The following is a 17847-nucleotide window of genomic DNA, read 5'->3' as shown; positions in this document are numbered from 1 at the left end:
GGCCGGCGCGGCCGGTCACCCACGCGGACTCCGCAGCTGGCTCCGCAGCGCGACGGCCTACCCGCACGCCTCGCCGAGGATGTACCCGTGTTTGCAGATGCAGCGGCACTCGACCTCGAGCTCGGGCTCGTTGCACGCCGGCCGGACCCGCAGGGTCTGCCGCGCCGTCCGGCCCTCCCCGTCCTTCACCTGCACCACGATCTCGTGGTCCTGATCGAAGATGTCGCGGCCCGACCAGTTGTTCGGGCAGACTCCAACGTTCGCGAACGTCGAGATGTCGGCGTCGACGCTCCCGCCCCAGCCGTCGCCGGTCGGCTTGAGGTTGACCGTCCTCGACTCGGACATCACCCGTCCGGACTCGATGTCGCGCAGCGAGCCGGAGAGCTGGACGCCGCAGGCGCTCAGGTTCGTCGCGCGGACGCCCAGGAAGATCACCCGCCCGCCCTGCGGCGGCATGACGATGTCCACCCCGTCGCCGTCGCTCACCGGGCGCGCCGCGCCGCTCGAGTCGAGCGCGATGACCTCGATCCGGGGGGGCGCCTCCGCCTCGCCCAGGTACCCGAGCTTGCACATCCCCTCGACCGGCGGGTCAGGCCCCACCGGGGGAGGCTCCACGTCGTCGCCGCACGCCGGCGCGACGAGCAGCAGCGCCGCGAGCGCAGGGCTCGTCGCGGCGCGCCAGGCCTGCCAGGCCGTCACCGGTCCGGACGCTCCGGCGCCGGAGGGCTCTCGTCGTCGTCCGGCTCCTCCCGCGGGATGGGCGCGCGCGGCGGGCGCCTCGTCGCGCCGAAGGGGCTCGAGCTGGCGGGCGGCGTCGCGCGCGAGTCGGGCGGCGCGTGCTGGGAGGGCGAGCCGCTGCGCCACAGGCCGCTCGCTTCGGGATCGGCCGGCCACGGCGAACCGCCGGACGCCGTGCCCCCCTCGTGCAGCCCCACCTGCGGGAACGGCGTGCGCTCGGCCAGGTAGGCCGCGAGCAGCCGGTCGCGCTCCAGCTCCTCCGTGCTCGGCGGCGGGGGATCCAGCGTCGGCAGCTCGTCGGTCCAGGTGAGGTCCGCATCCTCCAGGCTCGGGCCGGACCCGGCGCCGCTGGAGAACCCCCGCGATGCGTTCCGCTCGGTCGGGACAGGCTCCGGCGCGTAGCTGGGAGCAGCACGGTCGAGCCCGTGGCTGGACGCGCGATCCGGCGCAACCCCGGGGGTACGGTCCAGCGTGTGGCTGGACGCGCGCTCCAGCGCAGGGCTGGACGCACGGTCCGGCGCAAACCCCGGGGGACGATCCAGCGTGTGGCTGGACGCGCGGCCCGGCGCATGGCTGGGGGCGCGGCCCGGCACGTTGCTGGGCGCGCGACCCGGCGCATTGCTGGGGGCGCGGCCCGGCACGTTGCTGGGCGCGCGGCCCGGCGCATGGCTGGGGGCGCGGCCCGGCACGTTGCTGGGGGCGCGGCCCGGCACGTTGCTGGGCGCGCGGCCCGGCGCAGGGCTGGGCGCAAGCTCGGGCGTGTAGCTGGGCATGCGCCCGGCCGCGAAGGAGGGGCTCCTCGAGGTCGGCGGCGGGGGCGGGGGCGGGGGATCGATGGTCGGCAGCTCGTCGTCCCAGTCGCAATCCTCCGGATCGACCCGGGAATCCGACCGGCGCGCCGTCGGACCGAGCCGGAGATCGCCCGGCCTCCGCGACACAGGGAACCCCGCCGGCGGGCCGATCGTCGGCAGCTGGCCCACGCCCGGGTCCCGCGGGGGCGCATCCTCCCGGCGCTCCGTCCGCCGCGACGGGCGCGTCGGCTCGGGCACCGGCACGGAGTACCTCGTCGACGCGACCTGCCCGAACGGCCGCGAGTCCCGCGGCAGCCGCGGCGGAGGAGGGACCGCCATCGCCGCGCGCGCAGCGGCCGTCGAGGGAGGTGGCTGCGTCGAGATGAGGTTCTCGTCGCGGCCCCGCTCGACCGGCGGCGGGCGATCCGCCGACACGAGCTGCCGGGGCTGCACGCTGGTCGGGGACGACGCGGCCTGCGCGGAGCCCGGAAGCGGCCTGCCGAGCCAGGCAGCGTCCTTGCGCCCCTGCGACGAGCGCACGCCCTCCTCCGCCGGGCGCACCGCGCGCGGCGCGAGCGTGTCGCCCGGCTCGGTCGGCGGGATCTCATCGCCGAAGAGGACCGGCGCGGCCCCGGTCACGCGCGACTCGACGCCCGCCGCGCCCCTCGCGGAGCGGAAGCCGAACGCCGCGCGGATCGCCCGCTCGTGGTGGGGCTCCACCTCGACGGGACGGACGATGAAGCACGGCTCGGCGCCCGGCGCCCGCAGCGAGAGATCGACGTCGAACGGCGCGCCGAGGAGGTGACCCCGCTCGTCGAACAGGATGCGCACCGGCGGCTGCGCGAAGTACGCCGGCGACGACGGCGTCGCGAGGACGACCCCGAGCTCGCCGGTGCTCAGCTGGACGAACGTCCCCGTCGGGATGATGCCGAGCGCGCCGATGAGCAGCTTGCCGATCGCCCTGTCGGTCGCGCTCTCGGCGCCCGAGAGCATGCGCTGGAGCACGGCGTCGAGCGACGAGCCGCCGCCCGACGACCCCTCGAGCACCGGGAACGGCGCCGCCCGGAGCTCCGTGAACTGGCGGGCGGCCGCGAGGATCCGCGCGAGCACCGTGGGGCTGCGCCGGCCGCCGTAGAGCGGGCCCTGCCGGCCGCCCGGCCGGAGCGAGAGCGCCTCGTAGGCGATCACCGTGCGCGTGATCGACGGCGCGTGCAGCTTGCCGAGCGCCGTCAGCATGACCGCCGCGCTCGCGGACAGCCGCTCCTTCTCGTCGTCGCTCAGGCTGCGCTCGAGCAGCGAGCGCGCGGACGGCTCCTCGTCGCCGGCCGAGCCCGCGAGCGCCCCCGTGAGCCGCAGCCTGCTCACGTCGTAGAGGAGCGCCGCCGTGACGAGGCTCCCGAGCATCCGCCGGTCGGTCGTGAGCTGGCGCGCGATGCCCAGCGCGACGATCGCCGTCGACACGCTGAGGCCCGCCTCGTCCGGGTCGGCGACCTTGCCCGCGGCGACCGAGAGCAGGAGGCGGGCGTCCTCCTCGGCCGCGGCGACGAGCTTCTGCGCGACGCGCTTCACCCGCTGCGGCAGCGCCGCCTCGGACGAGCGCAGGGCGGCGTAGAACCCGCGCATCACGAGGATCGCCGCCGCGTAGGTGCGGCTGATGCGGCCGATGCGGGTGCCGTCGCCCTCGATGGCCCCGCCGGGGAACGGGTTCGTGAGCTTGCGGACCCGGACGCCGCGCAGGCTCGACTGGAGCAGCCGCGCGGCGATGCTGCGGTCGCGCTGCGCGTCCGCGAGGAGGCGGGCGAAGGCGGCGAGCTCGGCGCGGCGGACCGCCCTGTCGAGCACGAGCTCCGAGACGTCGCAGGCCTCGAAGAAGCTGCCGAGCTCCAGGGCGACCTCGTACGTCTCGCGCGAGGCGCGGAGCATCTGGCCGTTGATGAAGAGCGTGTTGCCCGCGAACACGAGCGTCGCGGCCTCGCTCCCCGACAGCTCGCAGAACTGGACGATGCTGTCGATCGCGGACGGGACGAGCGACAGCACCGCCTGGTTCGAGTCGCTGTGCAGGAGGCACGCCTTCGCGAGCCGGTAGATCATCTGCACCAGGCCGAGCGCGGCGCGGCGCCGCCCGTCGGCCTTCACGCCCGAGATCGCCGTGTCGCCGGTGATCTCGTGGAGGTTGGCCTTCTCCTCGCTCACGGCTTCCTCCCGCCCCGGGGCGACGGCGCCGGCTTCGTCGACGGCACCGCGCTGCTCGGCGCCGGCTCGATCGCGGGGCGGGCCGGCGGGCCGAGCGTGAACGGCGCGGGGCCTTGCCGTGCGCTGTACGGTGGGGCGCCGGCGCCGGTGGGCGGGGTGGGGGACCGCGGCGGCGAGGCCGGGCGCGGCATCGACGGCGGCATCGGGGGCGGCGCGGCGGTCGGGCTGGACGCGGCGGCGGCGGAGGGCGGCGGCGGCCCGCGCCTGCTGAACGGCGCGGAGGTGGGGGGCGCCGAGGCGGAGCTGCTCGAGGAGGGCACCGACGAGACCATCGGCGGCCTGTAGGCGGGCCGGCCGGCGTCGCCGCCCACGGAGCCCGGGCGCGGGGTGCTCCACGGCTCGAGCTGGTCCGGCAGGCTGAGCGGTCCGCCCTGGCCCGCGCGCCGGACCGAGAGCGGCGAGCGCGAGCGCGCCGCGCGGGAAGGCGGCGCGCTCGCCTCGGGGGAGCGCGGCGACGGCAGCGATGGCAGCGGGCGATCGCTCGGGCGGGTCGGCGCGACGAGGCGCGCGGCGATCGCGACCGCGGCGCGGGCGGCGGCGTCGCGCACCGGCGGGGTGTTCCACCAGCGCGGCTTGGTGGCCTCCTTGACCGCGCGGAGCGCCTCGTAGCTCCGCGCCTGGCAGAGGAAGTGCGCGGCCAGCTCGCGGGTCTGCTCGATCGCCTCGGAGGGGATGAGCTGGCGCTTCTCGAGCAGCTCGATCGCGAGCTTCTCCGACCGCGCGGGGTTCAGCTGCGCGACGGTCTCGAGCCACTGCCGCCGCTCCGACCCCGGCAGGTCGTGGAACGACGGCGCGACGATCCGCCGCACGAGCGTCGGGCCCGCGGCGAGGACGCCGAGCTTGCCGATGAGGCGCAGGGCCTCGCGGCGCACCGGCGGGGCGGGGTCGTCGAGCAGCTTCTGGAGCTCCTCCCGGACGCGCTCGGCGGCGGAGCCCGGGCCGGTCGCGCCCTCGCTGCCCGCGGCGTCCGGGAGCTCGGCGAGCGCGCTGATGCGCACCTCGACGTGCGGGCTCGCGAAGCCGGCCTCCAGCGCGGCGAGCGCCTCGAGGGTCTTGAGCTGCGCGAGCAGCTGGATGAGCGTCAGGGCGAGGGGGGCCGGGGCGCGCGAGACGAGGTCCCCGAGCTCGGCCTCCCGGCCGGGCGCCCACCGCCGCATGTACGCGAACAGGACCTCGCGCAGGCGCTCGGACTGCATGGCGCCGTGGCACTGGCAGGCCGCGCTGAAGAGCGAGCCGTCCTCGAGCGCGTCGAGCGCGTGGGCCAGCCCCTCGACGATCGCCGGGTCGAGCGGCGCCACGCTCCGGCCCGCGCCGGGCTGCGCCGCGACGGTGGCGGCCGCGGCGCCGGTCGCGGCCGGCTCCTCCGGGGGGGTCGTCGCGAGGTCGTCGAGGATCGCCTTCAGCGCCTCGACCGGGAACATCGCCTGCGCGAGCGCCCTGTCGATCGCGCGCGGCGAGAGCTGCGGCAGCGCGGGGCGCCGCCGGCTGCTCGCCGCGCCCGCCCCGCCGCGCTGGACGCCCTCGAGCCGCGTGGAGAACGCGCGCCGGAGCATCGTCTGCACCTCGAACGCGAGCTCGTAGCTGTGCAGGACGATCTGGTCGGCGGTCCACGCGGTCAGCGCCCCGGTCATGCGATCGGCGTCGCCGTGCCGGACGGCGTCGACGTAGCCGTCGACGAACGCCTCCATGTAGCGCTCGGTCCACTGCTCCGACGGCAGCGCGATCTGGGCGCCGAGGGTGCTCCGGGTCAGCGGATCGACGGCGAGCGCCGAGGCGGCCGCGCCCGTCTCCGCCAGCGCGGCCTCGACGTTCCTCTGCAGCGCCCTGCCCGCGAGCGAGCTCTCGTCCCAGAGGCTCTCGATCTGCGCGAGGGCGCGCGCCCCGACCGCCATCTCGCGGCACTGCTCCTCGAAATCCTCCAGGTCGACGTCGCCCTCGGCGAACTGATCGATCGCCATGTAGGCGATGTGCTCGAAGCGGCGGTCCCAGAGCGCCGTCACCGCGTCGTCGTCCTCGCCGATGCCGAAGCTCTGGTCGCGGAGCAGGATGGCGGCGAAGTCGCGGAGCTCGGCCTCGGTGATGCCGGCCTTGATCTGGATCCTCCGGACGCCGTCGGCGAAGAGCTGGTAGGGGATGCGATCGAACGGCGGCCTGTCCGGCTGCCAGATCGGCTGGCCGCCCGAGGTGAACGCGCTCGGGGTGACCTCCCAGCGGACGCCGAGCGGGTTCTGCGACAGCGTGCGCGTGATCTCGTCGAACGCGAAGTGGATGCCCTTGTTCACATGCGGGTGGTTCCACCCGTACTGGCGGATATTGCTGAGCACCAGCGCGAGCTGCTTCCAGACGCCGACGAGCCGCTGGCAGGTCTGCTCGACGACGGCCGTCGACGGCGGCTCCTGCTCCTCGTCGATGGCGTCGTTGCCGCGGACGAGCACGCGCGGCGCCTTCTTCTCGCGCGAGGGGGTCAGCTGGCCGGCGGCGTTCGCGGCGCTCAGCCGGCGGAGCTCGGCGCGCATCGCGGCGGCGCTCTGGAACCGGCTCCCGCGCTCGAAGGCGAGCGCCTTGTCGACGAACGCCACGATCTCGACCGGCAGGTCGGCGACCTCGGTCGCGATCGACGGCGCGGTCTGCGTCGCCGCGAGGAAATAGGACTCGGACTCGCTCCGGCCGCGGTTGAGCCGCTTGCCCGAGAGCAGGGTGAACAGGCTCGCGCCGACCGACCAGAGATCTGACCGGCCGTCGATGCCGGACACGCCCATCGCCTGCTCGGGCGACATGAACGCCGGCGTGCCGAACGTGAGCCCCGCGCGCGTCGCCTGCCGCTCGGGGTCGCGCATCCGGGCGATGCCGAAATCGAGGACCTTCACGTGGCCGGCGCTCGTGACGAAGATGTTCGCCGGCTTGATGTCGCGGTGGACGATGCCGATCGAGTGGCACTTCTCGAGCAGGTCGAGCACGACGTCGAACACGGGCAGCACCTGCGCGACGGGGAGGGTGCCGCCATGGCCGCTCGCCAGCCGCTGGAGGGTGGTGCCCGTGAGCAGCTCCATGACGAGGAACGGCTCCCCGCGGTCGCTGAGGTCGTCCTCGACCACGGCGACGCGCGCGGGGTGATCGACCCGGTTCGCGATCTTGCCCTCGCGCAGGAAGCGATCGCGCAGCTCGGCATTGCGCGCGAACTCGATGTGGAGGACCTTGACCGCGGCGCGCGAGCCCCGGCGGTGGGTCGCCGCGAACACCGCGCCCATGCCGCCGACGCCGAGCAGATCGTTGAGCCGCCACTTGGCGTTCAGGGCGGTCCCTATCCGCGCAGCGGCGGTATCTACGAGGTTCGGCTCCTCGGCGTGCGGGTCGAGCGGGGCCATAGACCGGGCGGCGGACAGGGGCCGCGCCGTGCGCGGCAGAGGGCGAGTAAGCCAGGCCGAGCATACATGGTTCCCGGTGCAAGCGCGAACCAGGACACAGTCGTCCGCCCCCACGGAACAAAGGTGGGCGAAGTGTTCCCGAGGTGGCAGCGAGGCTGCGGGCGACTCACGTGTGCAGCCGACAACGGACGAACTCGGTCCATTCCGGACAACCCCGGACCGCCACCCACGATACCCGCTTCAGCGCACGCTCGGGCGCGGCGCGGCGCCGGCGTCCGGCTCGGGGGCGCCGGGCCACTCGGGGCAGGTGACGCGGTAGTCGATGTCGGGCATGAGCAGCGCCCATTCCTCGCGCGTGAAGTTGCGCCCGGCGTAGGCGCACGCGCGGGTCATCAGCGGCTCGGCCGCGATCGTGAAGACGCGCGCGGCGCCGTCGTTCGTGGCGGTCACGACGCGGGTGGCATCCGGGCTGAACACCGCGTCCGTCAGCGTGACCCCCTCGGCGCGGAGCGTGATCGGCTCGCCCTGCCCGTCGACGGGGAGCACCCGCGCGATGCCGTCGCTGGAGACGGCCACCACCCGCGCGCTGTCGCTGCTGAACGACACGGTCCGGACCGACGCGCCGAGCCCGCTCAGGACGAGCGGCTGGCCCTGGCCGTCGGTGCGGAGCAGCCGCACGACATCGTCGAGCGCCGCGATCGCGATGTGGCTCCCGTCCGGGCTCACCGCCAGCGCGGCGATCGCGCGGTCCTCGTTCCCCGACGGGAGGACACGAGCGACCCCACGGCCGTCCGCCGGCCACACCTTCACGTTGGGCCCCGACGTCGCCACGATGTGCTTGCCGTCCGGGCTGAACGCCGCCTTGAGCAGCCCCGCGCGCTCATCGCGCAGCTCGACGGGCTTGCCCGGGACCCCGTCCTCGAACACGCGCAGGATGCCGTTCCACGAGGTCGTGACGATCCTGGTGCCGTCCGGGCTGAACGCGACGCCCACCACCCGGTCGTCGTGGGTGCCGAGCGTGACCGGCTGGCCTTTCCCGTCGGTGCGCCACACCCGCGCCGTCCTGTCGGCCGAGCCGGTGACCAGGCGGTTGCCGTCGGGGCTGAAATCGACGCTGAGCAGGTGCTCCTCGTGTCCGCGGAGCACGACCGGCTCGCCCGAGCCGTCGGCGCGGAAGATGCGGACGGTCTTGTCGGTCCCGCCGGTGGCGATCTTGCTGCCGTCGTGGCTGACGGCGATGCCGGTCAGCGGCCCTGTGTGGCCGTGGAGGAGCAGCGGCTCGCCCGGCGCGTCGAGGCTCCACACCCGCGCGGTGCCGTCCTCCGAGGCGGTGACGATGCTCCTGCCGTCGCGGCTGAAGGCGGCGCTGTTCACCGCCCCCTCGTGGCCCTGGAGGACCGTCGGCGTGCCCTTGCCGTCGGCGCGGAAGATGCTGGCCATCCCGTCCGCCGAGGCGGTGACGACCGACGTGCCGTCGGCGCTGAAGGCGGCGCTGCGCACGCCGCCCTGGTGCCCGCGGAGGACGAGGGGCTCGCGGTGGCCGGGCCCGAGGATGCGCGCCGTCCCGTCGCCCGCCGCGAGGACGATGCGATCGTCCACGGGGCTGTAGCTCGCGCTCTCGACGCCCAGCCCGTGCCCCTTCAGCGCCGCGGGGGCGTCGTGCCCGTCGGCGCGGACGACGTAGACCGTCCCGCTGATGGCCGTGGCGAGGATCCAGGTGCCGTCGTGGTTGAAGACCGCGCGCCGGATGTGCCGCTCGCCCAGGGGCACGACGAGCGGCGGCTCGTCGCCCATGCCGGGGCGCCAGACGTAGATCGCGCCGTTCGTGGTCCCCGCGACAACGCGGCTGCCGTCCGGGCTGAACGCCACGCTGGCCGGCGCGGCGTCCCGGGTGTGGAGCGCGCCGTCCTGGCGGCCGTCGGGGTGCCACAGGCGCACCGTGCCGTCGGTCGACGCGGTGGCCAGGCGGCTCCCGTCGTGGTTGAAGGCGACGGCGACGACCCCCCCGGGGTCGTGCGCGCGCAGCACGACCGGCTCGTCGCGCCCGCCGCGGCGGAAGAGCCGCGCGGCCCCGTCCGCCGAGGCGGTGGCCACGAAGCGGCCGTCGGGGCTGAAGGTCGCGTCGTGGACCGCGCCGCCGTGCCCGCCGAGCACCTCCTGGCGGACGGCGGGGCCCCAGACAGCGTCGCCGAGCGCCTGCACCACGGTGGCGCCCGCGGGGCGGCCGCTCGCCTTGGCGGCGAGGCCTGCCTCCACGGCGAGCAGGCGCGCGCGCGCCTGCAGGCCGTCGGACAGCTCCTTCGCCGACTGGGCCGCGAGGCGGCGGGCGTCCTTCTCGCGGGACTCCTGCTGCGCCCGGAGGAGCGCGTGTTCCTCCGCTCCCATCTGCCAGAGGAGCCCGAGGATCAGGCCGCCGAGCAGCGTGACGGCGACGGCGAGCACGGTGACGAGCCGCCGCATCGACCGCTTCTGGCCCTCGGCCCGCGCGCAGGCGGCGAGGAACGCCCGCTCCTCCGCCGAGACGTCGCACCGCCCGTCGCACCACGACGTGAGCTCCGCGAGCGCCGCCCCGCCCACGAGGAAATCGTCGTTCCGCCCGTTCGAGAGCCAGCGCGCGAGCGGCTCCGTGACGCCCCGCTCCGCCTCGCGCGACCCGACCCACGCCCGGTCGAAGACGCGGCGGAAGATGCGGTTGCGCACGTCGAGGGACGGCGCGCCCGCGGCCGTCGCCCGCTCGGCGGAGAGCCCCGAGAGCCGCAGCAGCGCCTGGACCGGATCGCCGCTGTCCACGGGCACCGGGGGGCCGTCGAGCAGCTGCTTGTACAGGCGGAGGAGCTTCGGCGCGTGCGCGTGGTGGGGCCCGTGCGCCTCCAGGCACCGCGCCGCGTGGCGCAGGGCCGGGTCCTCGGTCCGCCCCGGGTCGAGGAAGCGCCGCTCCACGGCCTCGTCGACGCCGAGGCCGCGCCGCTCTCCGACGAGATCCGCGCAGAGCCGCTGGGTCATGTAGGGGTGCCCCGAGGTCCACGCGAAGATCGCGTCGAGCAGCGCGTCGGGGTCGGGCACGAGCCCCTCCAGGCCCGCGCGCAGCTCCCGCACCTCGGCGCGGGTGAAGTCGTCGAGCCGGATCGAGCGGCCGATGCTGAACGGCGTGCGCGCCGGATCCGAGACGAGCTCCGACGGCGCCGCCACCCCGAGCAGGCAGAAGGTCAGCCGGGCGTTGGCCGGGCGCTCGGCGCGCCGGTTCACGCAGGCCCGGATGACCGCGAAGAAGTCGTCCCGCGAGAACGGAAGAGACAGCGTGGCGTCGACCTCGTCGATGAACAGGACGATCGCGGAGGAGATCTCCACGAGCACGACGTCCTCGAGCCAGCGCAGCCAGCAGTGCACCGGCCCGAGGTGCCAGTGCGCATCCCAGAACTCGTCCGGCGGCTCCAGCCCGAGCTGCTCGGCGATCTCCGAGGCGATCCCGAGGTACCAGCCCACCGGCGTGGTGGTGTCGGTGCCGAGCGCCCCGAGATCGACGCTCGCGCACTCCGCCTGCTCGGCGCGGAGCCGCATCGAGACCCGGAGTCGCAGGCTGGATTTCCCGGTCTGCCGGGGCGACAGCACATAGCAGAGCTCTCCGCCCAGCAGCGCCTCGAAGAGCTCCCTGTCCGCGGAGCGCTCGATATAGATCGCGCCGTCGCCTACTGTCCCGCCCGCCTGGAACCGGCGCCCGTGCTCTCCGGCGCTGGCCTTCGCCAGATCGAGGTCGGGAGGCGCCGAGAAGGTCACGATTAAGACGGTGCCACGCTGCGCGGGGACCGTCAACGGAACGACATTCCGCGTCGCTGGTGTCCGTGGTGAAACAACAGGGCTCGCAACGGCGCCATGGACTTCACGAGCGTGTTGCGCGACAGGGGGCCAGAGCACACGCGAACGGGCGCGCCGGCGGCCTCTTTCGGCGGTCGGCGCGCGCGCGACGCGTGATTCGGCACGTGGCCGTGCGCCTCGGCTCATTCATCGCCGCGCGGCGATGGCGTATGCGTCCGTTGTGTTGCGTCGCAAAACCCACTTGCCAGGTCCATAAATCGTGGACCCGGCCACTGCTGCTGGTGTAGCGTTCGCGCCGTGCGAGGCGCGTTGAGGGCGGGGGAGCATCGCGTCGTGGCCGCGCCGGTGGCCATGTCGCTGCTGGGGTGCGCATTGCGCTCTGCGGCTCAGCAGAATCCTGCCGATACTACGGCTTTGCCTGATACGCCGGAAGCTCCTGCCGTAGAGACCCAGAATCCTCCGCCGCCGCCAGCCGCAGCGGCGGCCTCTCCGCCGACGGCGGCCGCCCGGCCCGGGCTGCCCGATGAGGCCGCGGCCATCTCGGCGTGGTGGTTCAACACCGCGAGCTAAGGTTTGTCACGATGGACCCGCAGCGATCGACACACCTCAGCTCCGCCCTTCAGGAGTCCGGCCAGGGAGCGCTGAAATACGGAATTGTCTGGCGAATCGCGCGAGCGGCGCGAACGGCGGCCCTCGCCCGGCTGGCCGGGGCCGCGCTCCTCGCGCTCCCCGCGGCGGGGTGCATGCAGCTCGACGAGGAGCTCGCGCAGCAGGTCTCGCTCGCGGTGCACGTGAGCGACTGGCGGGAGGAGATCATCTATCAGGTGCTGATAGACCGCTTCGCCGACGGCGACGCGGGCAACAACTACGGGGTCTCGTCGGCGCCCGGCCGGTGGCACGGCGGCGACTGGAAGGGGCTCGAGGATCGGCTGCCCTACCTCGAGGAGCTCGGCGTCACCGCGCTCTGGATCTCGCCGATCGTCAAGAACGTCGAGACCGACGCCGGCTTCGACGGATACCACGGCTACTGGACGCAGGACTTCACCGCGCTGAACCCCCATTTCGGCGACCTCGCGTCGCTGCGCCGGCTCGTCGCCTCGGCCCACGGCCGCGGGATGAAGGTGATCCTCGATATCGTGACGAACCACGTCGGCCAGCTGTTCTTTTACGACATCAACCAGAATGGCCTCCCCGACGACGCCGTCCATGGCAGCGGCAAGGGCGGGCAGTCGCAGATCGTGCACGAGAGCGAGTACGACCCCGATTTCGATCCCCGCGGCGTCCAGGCGCGGACGTCGCTCGGCGCGTCGGGCCCGGCGCCGATCGTCTTCCGCCACGAGCCCGCGACAAACCACCTCCCGCCGCAGCCCGAGCTCTTCCAGGACCCCGAGGTCTACAACCGCAAGGGCCGCATCGTCGATTTCGACGACGTCGACCAGCTCGTGCACGGCGACTTCCCGGGCGGGCTCAAGGACATCGACACCGCCCGCTGCGACGTGAAGCGGACGATGGTCGACGTGTTCGTTCGATGGGTCGAGCTCACCGACGTCGACGGGTTCCGCATCGACACGCTGAAGCACGTCGAGCACGAGTTCTGGCGCTATTTCACGCAGAACGTTCGGCTGCGGCTGAAGGAGAAGGGCAAGACCCGCTTCTTCATGTTCGGCGAGGCCTTCGACGGCAGCGACGATCTCATCGGCAGCTTCACGAGGCACGACGTCCCGGCCCACCCGCACGACGAGGCGCTCGGCGGCGATCTCGACCGCGAGAACGGCAGCGAGGCGGAGGGGGGCTGTCCGGGCGCCGCGCCGATCACGGGGGACATGGTCGACGGCGTCTTCTATTTCTCCCAGTACTACCAGGTCTTCCGCGACGTCTTCCGGGACGCGCAGGGCACGCGGCGGATCGAGCAGCTCTGGGCGGAGCGGGAGGCCAACTACGGCGCGGAGCCGAACGCGAACGGCACGGGCCTGCCGCCGCTGAAGACGCTCGTCAACTTCATCGACAACCACGATGTCCCGCGCTTCCTCTATGACGGCCCGGGCGTCTCGCCCTTCCAGGCCGACCCCGAGGCGGCCCTGAGGAACGCGCTCCTGTTCCTCTTCACCGAGGACGGCATCCCGTGCCTTTACTACGGCACCGAGCAGGGGTTCAGCGGCGGTAACGACCCGGCCAACCGCGAGGATCTCTGGACGAGCGGCTACGACACCGAGCACCCGCTCTTCCGGTGGGTCAAGCGGCTCACGGCGCTGCGCAGGGGCTACCGGGCGCTCACGGTCGGCGAGCAGACGGTGCGCTGGTCGACGGAGCGGACGGGCGAAGGGGACGAGGACGCGGGGATCTTCGCCTTCGATCGGGGCGAGCCCGACGGCGATTACGCGCTCGTCGTGCTGAACACGCACCCCTGGAAGCAGAGCTCCACGAGCTTCGAGGGGGCGGCGATGACGACCGAGCTCCGGCCGGGGACCGTGCTCGTCGACGTGCTCTCGCCCGGGAAAACGACATATAGCGTGGGCGCGAACGGCGCCGTCACCGTCGAGCTGCCGCCGGTGAGCGGAGCGGTGCTCATCCCGGAAGACCAGGTCATCCAGGGTCTTTGATCCCCAGAAGCCCTCCTCCCCCTTCGAGAGTCTTTGAATATGGCCTCTGTCAAAGTGCGCGGACTCAACAAGCGATTCGGCCAGACCCACGTGCTGCGCGGCGTCTCCGTCGACGTGCCCGACGGCTCGTTCGCCGTCCTCGTCGGCCCGAGCGGCTGCGGCAAATCGACCTTGCTCAGGCTGCTCGCCGGGCTCGAGGAGGCCGACGACGGCTCGATCGCGCTCGGCGGGCGCGACGTCACGCGGCTGGAGCCGCGCGACCGCGACATCGCCATGGTGTTCCAGTCGTACGCCCTCTACCCGCACCTCACGGTGCGCGAGAACCTCGCGTTCGGCCTGAAGCTCCGGAAGACGCCGCCCGCCGAGATCGAGGCGCGCGTGAAGGAGGCGTCCGAGATGCTCGGCCTCGGCCCGCTCCTCGACCGGCACCCCCGGGCGCTGTCCGGCGGCCAGCGCCAGCGCGTCGCCATGGGCCGGGCCATCGTGCGGCGGGCGCAGCTCTTCCTGTTCGACGAGCCGCTCTCGAACCTCGACGCCGCCCTGCGCGCGCAGGTGCGGGTCGACATCCGCAAGCTGCACGACCGGCTCGGCGCGACGAGCGTCTACGTCACCCACGACCAGGTCGAGGCCATGACGCTCGCCGACGAGATCTTCGTGCTCAACAAGGGCGTCGTCGAGCAGTCGGGGCCGCCGCTCGAGGTGTTCGCCCGGCCGCGCACCCAGTTCGTGGCGAGCTTCCTCGGCAGCCCGGCCATGAACTTCGTCGACGCGCGCATGGAGAGCCGCGAAGGCCGGTGGTTCGCGGCCCAGGGCGACCTCGCTGTCGAGGTCGACCCGGCCGAGTTCCCTGGCGCGCTCTCGTCCGGGCGGCGGGTGACGGTCGGCGTGCGCCCGCACGAGGTGGATCTCGCCTCGGGGGAGGGCGGCGCCCCGTTCGAGGTGACGATCGTCGAGGCGCTCGGGGCCGAGTCGTACGCTCACGGCACCGTCGCGGGGGCGCCGTTCGTGGCGCGCCTCGACCCGGCGACGCGCGTGGCGAAGGGGGACACCGTGGCGATCGCGCTCCGCCAGGTGCACCTGTTCGATGCGGACTCCGGGCTGACCCTCCGGGATGCGTGAGGCGACCCATGCCGAGCCGCCGCCGCCGCCCCGCGCTCGCCGCGCTGGCCCTTGTCCTCCTCGTGCCCGCGCTCGCGGTCGCGGCGCCGATCCGGCTCTGGCACGCCTACCGCGACGACGAGGCCAGGGCCCTCGGCGCCATCGTCGCGGCCTTCCAGGGCGAGGAGGTCGAGCTCCTCGCCGTCCCGTTCGACGCCTACGCCTCGAAGCTCCAGGCGGCGATCCCGAGGGGCCAGGGGCCCGACCTGTTCATCGACGCCCACGAGCGGCTCGGCGACTACCGCGCGCGCCAGCTCGTCGCGCCCGTGGGCGACGCGCTCGAGGCGGACGGCGAGGCGGTGTTCCAGGGGCCGGCGCTCGCGGCGGTCCGGCAGGGGGGCGAGATCCTCGGCCTGCCGATCAGCCAGAAGTGCATGGCGCTCTACATGAACACCGCGCTCGTCCAGGAGGCCCCGGCCTTCCTCGAGGACATCGCGGCGCTCGCCGGCGCCCTGCCGCAGGGCGCGTACCCGCTCGTGTACGAGGCGTCGAACGCCTACGCGCACATGCCGATCCTCGCCGCGTTCGGCGGCGCGATGCTGGACGAGGACGACCAGTTCGGCCTCTTCGGCCCGGGGCCGGAGCGCTCGCTCGAGCTCGTCCGCTCGCTGATCGCGCGGCGGGTCGTCCCGGAGGACGCGGACGGCGCGCTGGTGACCGACCTGTTCAACGCGGGCCGCGCGGCGTTCGTCATCAGCGGGCCGTGGTTCGTGGGCGGCCTCACGGCCGAGGCGAAGCGGAGCGCGCGCGTCGTCCCGCTCCCGAAGGTGCGCGAGACCGGCCGGCCGATGCGGCCGTTCATGACCGTCGAGGCGGTGATGCTCTCGCCCCAGGGCGCGCAGCGCGCCGAGGCGCGGGCGCTCGCGCGCCACCTCGCCGGGGCGGCGGCCGCGGGGACGCGGATCGAGTTCGCGCGCACGCCGCCGGTGCGGAACGACGTCGCGGTCCCGGCCGACGACGCCTTCATCGCGGCCTTCACCGAGCAGGCCAAGGCCGCCATCCCGATGCCGACCTCGCCCGCGATGCGGTCGACCTGGGAGCCGTCCACGCGCGCGATCCGCAAGGTGCTGCGGGGCGACGCGCCCCCCGACGTCGCGCTCTCCGAGGCGAAGCGCCGGTTCGACGACGTGCGCCGGCCGCTGCCCCCGCCCGCCTCGCCGGCGCCGCTCCTCGTCGCGCTCGGCGCGCTCGCGCTCGTCCTCGTGCTCCGGTGGGTCTCCGCCGCGAAGGGCGCGGCCCACGGCCCCACCCTCCGGCAATCGCTCCCGGCCTACAGGTACGTCGCGCACGCCGTCGTCGCGATCGGCGTGCTCGTGCTCGTGCCGCTCGTCATCGGCGCGGCGACGTCGCTCTTCGCCGGCAGCGGCGAGGGCCTCCGGTACGTCGGCCTCGCCAATTTCATCAGCATCCTCACGGCGCGCGGCGGGCCGCTCTTCGCGAGCGGCTCGTTCTACCTCGTGCTCGCGGTGACCGTGCTCTGGACGGCGGTGAACCTCTTCTTCCACGTCGTCCTCGGCGTCTCGCTGGCGCTGCTCCTGCACCGCCCGACGCTGCGCCTCCGCGCGCTCTACCGGGTGCTCCTCATCGTGCCCTGGGCCGTGCCGAGCTACGTGACCGCGCTGTCCTGGAAGGGCATGTTCCACCGCCAGTTCGGGGCCGTGACCGGCCTCATCGAGGCGGTGAACGCCGCGTTCGGGACGAGCATCGCGCCGATCGCCTGGTTCTCGAGCTTCACGACCGCGTTCACGGCCAACGTGACCACCAACGTCTGGCTCGGCTTCCCGTTCATGATGGTGGTCACGCTCGGCGCGCTCACCGCCGTGCCCGAGGAGGTGCTCGAGGCCGCCGAGGTCGACGGCGCCTCGCGCTGGCAGCGTCTCTGGAAAATCACGCTCCCACTGATCGGGCCGGTGCTCGCGCCGGCGGTCACGCTGGGCGCGATCTGGACGTTCAACATGTTCAACGTGGTGTTCCTCGTGTCCGGCGGCGATCCGGACGGCACCACGGACATCCTCGTCTCCGAGGCGTACCGGTGGGCGTTCACCCGCGAGGCGCAGTACGGCTATGCCGCGGCGTACTCGGTGCTCATCTTCCTGCTGCTCACCCTCGCCACGCGGGCCTCGGGCTGGCGGCGGCGGAGGCCCGGGTCGATCCTCCCGCGGGGCGGCGGGGCGGCGGATGGGTCGGCACCTGTCCCGGTGGCGGCGACGGAGGCCGTATGACGCGCAGGCCTTCTCCGGTCGAGTCGATCGCGGTGCACGTCGCGCTGCTCGCGGCGGTCGCGTTCGCGCTGTACCCGGTGCTCTGGGTCGCCTCGATCGCCTTCTCGGGGGTGCGCCCGCCGGTGCCGGAGGTGCTGCCGATCCCGAACCAGCCGACGCTCGAGCACCTCGAGGCGGTGGTCACGACGTCGCAGAAGGTGGGGGGCGAGCCAATCTGGCTGTTCCCCCGCCAGCTCGCCAACTCGGTCGTCGTGGCGCTCGCGACGGCGGCCGTCGGCGTCACCATCGCGGTCCCGGCGGCGTATGCGCTCGCGCGCTTCCGGTTCGCCGGCAAGGACCGCGGCCTGCGGGCGCTGCTCGCGACGCAGATGTTCCCGACGGTGGCGAGCGCGATCCCGCTGTACCTCCTGCTCGACGCGCTGGGCCTGCTCAACTCGCGGACGGGGCTCGTGCTCTGCTACGCGTCGACGGCGGTGCCGTTCTCGATCTTCCAGCTCCGGGCGGCGTTCGAGGCGATCCCGGTCGACCTGGAGGAGGCGGCGATGGTCGACGGGGCGACGCGCTTCCAGGCCTTCCTCCGGGTGGTGCTCCCGGCGGCGCGGCCGGCGATCGCGGTGACGACGCTGTTCGCGATCATGACGGCGTACAACGAGTTCATCCTCGCGGCGACGCTGCTCTCCAAGGAGGAGATGTTCACGCTGCCGGTGGTGCTGCAGCGGTACATCGGCGAGCACGACGCGCAGTGGGAGCGGTTCGCGGCGGGGGCGCTGCTCGTGTCGCTGCCGGTCATGGGGGCGTTCTACCTGGTGCAGCGGCACCTCGTGGCGGGGCTGACGACGGGCGGGGTGAAGGGGTGAGGGAGGGGTGAGCCTCCCAGCGCGCGACCCGGCCGCGCCTCTGCGGAGCG

General features: G+C 73.9%; 8 protein-coding genes. 4 read left to right on the top strand and 4 right to left on the bottom strand.

What is annotated here, in order from left to right:
- Nucleotides 1-57: 57 nt before the first annotated feature.
- From WMF17_RS39450 to WMF17_RS39435, 4 genes are all read right to left on the bottom strand, one after another.
- Nucleotides 58-699: a hypothetical protein gene (locus tag WMF17_RS39450; RefSeq protein ID WP_437646232.1), complete on the bottom strand. Its 642-nt coding sequence runs from the start codon at nucleotides 697-699 to the stop codon at nucleotides 58-60.
- Nucleotides 696-3722, bottom strand: a complete 3027-nt coding sequence (locus tag WMF17_RS39445) for a hypothetical protein (RefSeq protein ID WP_437646230.1) — start codon at nucleotides 3720-3722, stop codon at nucleotides 696-698. The genes WMF17_RS39450 and WMF17_RS39445 overlap by 4 nt, the downstream gene beginning before the upstream one ends.
- Nucleotides 3719-7147: a protein kinase domain-containing protein gene (locus WMF17_RS39440; RefSeq protein ID WP_437646228.1), complete on the bottom strand. Its 3429-nt coding sequence runs from the start codon at nucleotides 7145-7147 to the stop codon at nucleotides 3719-3721. The genes WMF17_RS39445 and WMF17_RS39440 overlap by 4 nt, the downstream gene beginning before the upstream one ends.
- 240 nt (nucleotides 7148-7387) lie before the next feature.
- On the bottom strand, nucleotides 7388-10921 hold the full coding sequence (locus WMF17_RS39435) for an AAA-like domain-containing protein (protein ID WP_437646226.1): 3534 nt from the start codon (nucleotides 10919-10921) through the stop codon (nucleotides 7388-7390).
- 620 nt (nucleotides 10922-11541) lie between these two features.
- On the opposite strand from WMF17_RS39435, the gene WMF17_RS39430 reads away from it, so the two are divergent.
- Genes WMF17_RS39430 through WMF17_RS39415 form a run of 4 tightly spaced genes read left to right on the top strand, consistent with a single transcriptional unit; the run spans nucleotide 11542 to nucleotide 17797 of the window.
- Nucleotides 11542-13560, top strand: a complete 2019-nt coding sequence (locus WMF17_RS39430; protein WP_437646224.1) for an alpha-amylase family glycosyl hydrolase — start codon at nucleotides 11542-11544, stop codon at nucleotides 13558-13560.
- Nucleotides 13561-13599: 39 nt separating this feature from the next.
- Nucleotides 13600-14679, top strand: coding sequence for an ABC transporter ATP-binding protein (locus WMF17_RS39425; RefSeq protein ID WP_437598593.1), 1080 nt, complete (start codon nucleotides 13600-13602; stop codon nucleotides 14677-14679).
- 8 nt (nucleotides 14680-14687) lie between these two features.
- A complete protein-coding gene (locus WMF17_RS39420; RefSeq protein WP_437646222.1) occupies nucleotides 14688-16940 on the top strand; it encodes an extracellular solute-binding protein in 2253 nt (750 codons plus the stop codon).
- Nucleotides 16937-17797: a sugar ABC transporter permease gene (locus tag WMF17_RS39415; RefSeq protein WP_437646220.1), complete on the top strand. Its 861-nt coding sequence runs from the start codon at nucleotides 16937-16939 to the stop codon at nucleotides 17795-17797. The genes WMF17_RS39420 and WMF17_RS39415 overlap by 4 nt, the downstream gene beginning before the upstream one ends.
- Nucleotides 17798-17847 lie beyond the last annotated feature (50 nt).

The organism is Sorangium sp. So ce362, assembly GCF_051519845.1.
Classification (GTDB): Bacteria; Myxococcota_A; Polyangia; order Polyangiales; family Polyangiaceae; genus Sorangium.
This window is presented reverse-complemented; position numbering and strand designations above follow the sequence as displayed.

Coding starts and splice junctions, on each gene's coding strand:
- WMF17_RS39440 (WP_437646228.1), bottom strand. CDS start 7,147: ATGGCCCCGCTCGACCCGCACGCCGAGGAGCCGAACCTCGTAGATACC.
- WMF17_RS39430 (WP_437646224.1), top strand. CDS start 11,542: ATGGACCCGCAGCGATCGACACACCTCAGCTCCGCCCTTCAGGAGTCC.
- WMF17_RS39425 (WP_437598593.1), top strand. CDS start 13,600: ATGGCCTCTGTCAAAGTGCGCGGACTCAACAAGCGATTCGGCCAGACC.
- WMF17_RS39420 (WP_437646222.1), top strand. CDS start 14,688: ATGCCGAGCCGCCGCCGCCGCCCCGCGCTCGCCGCGCTGGCCCTTGTC.
- WMF17_RS39415 (WP_437646220.1), top strand. CDS start 16,937: ATGACGCGCAGGCCTTCTCCGGTCGAGTCGATCGCGGTGCACGTCGCG.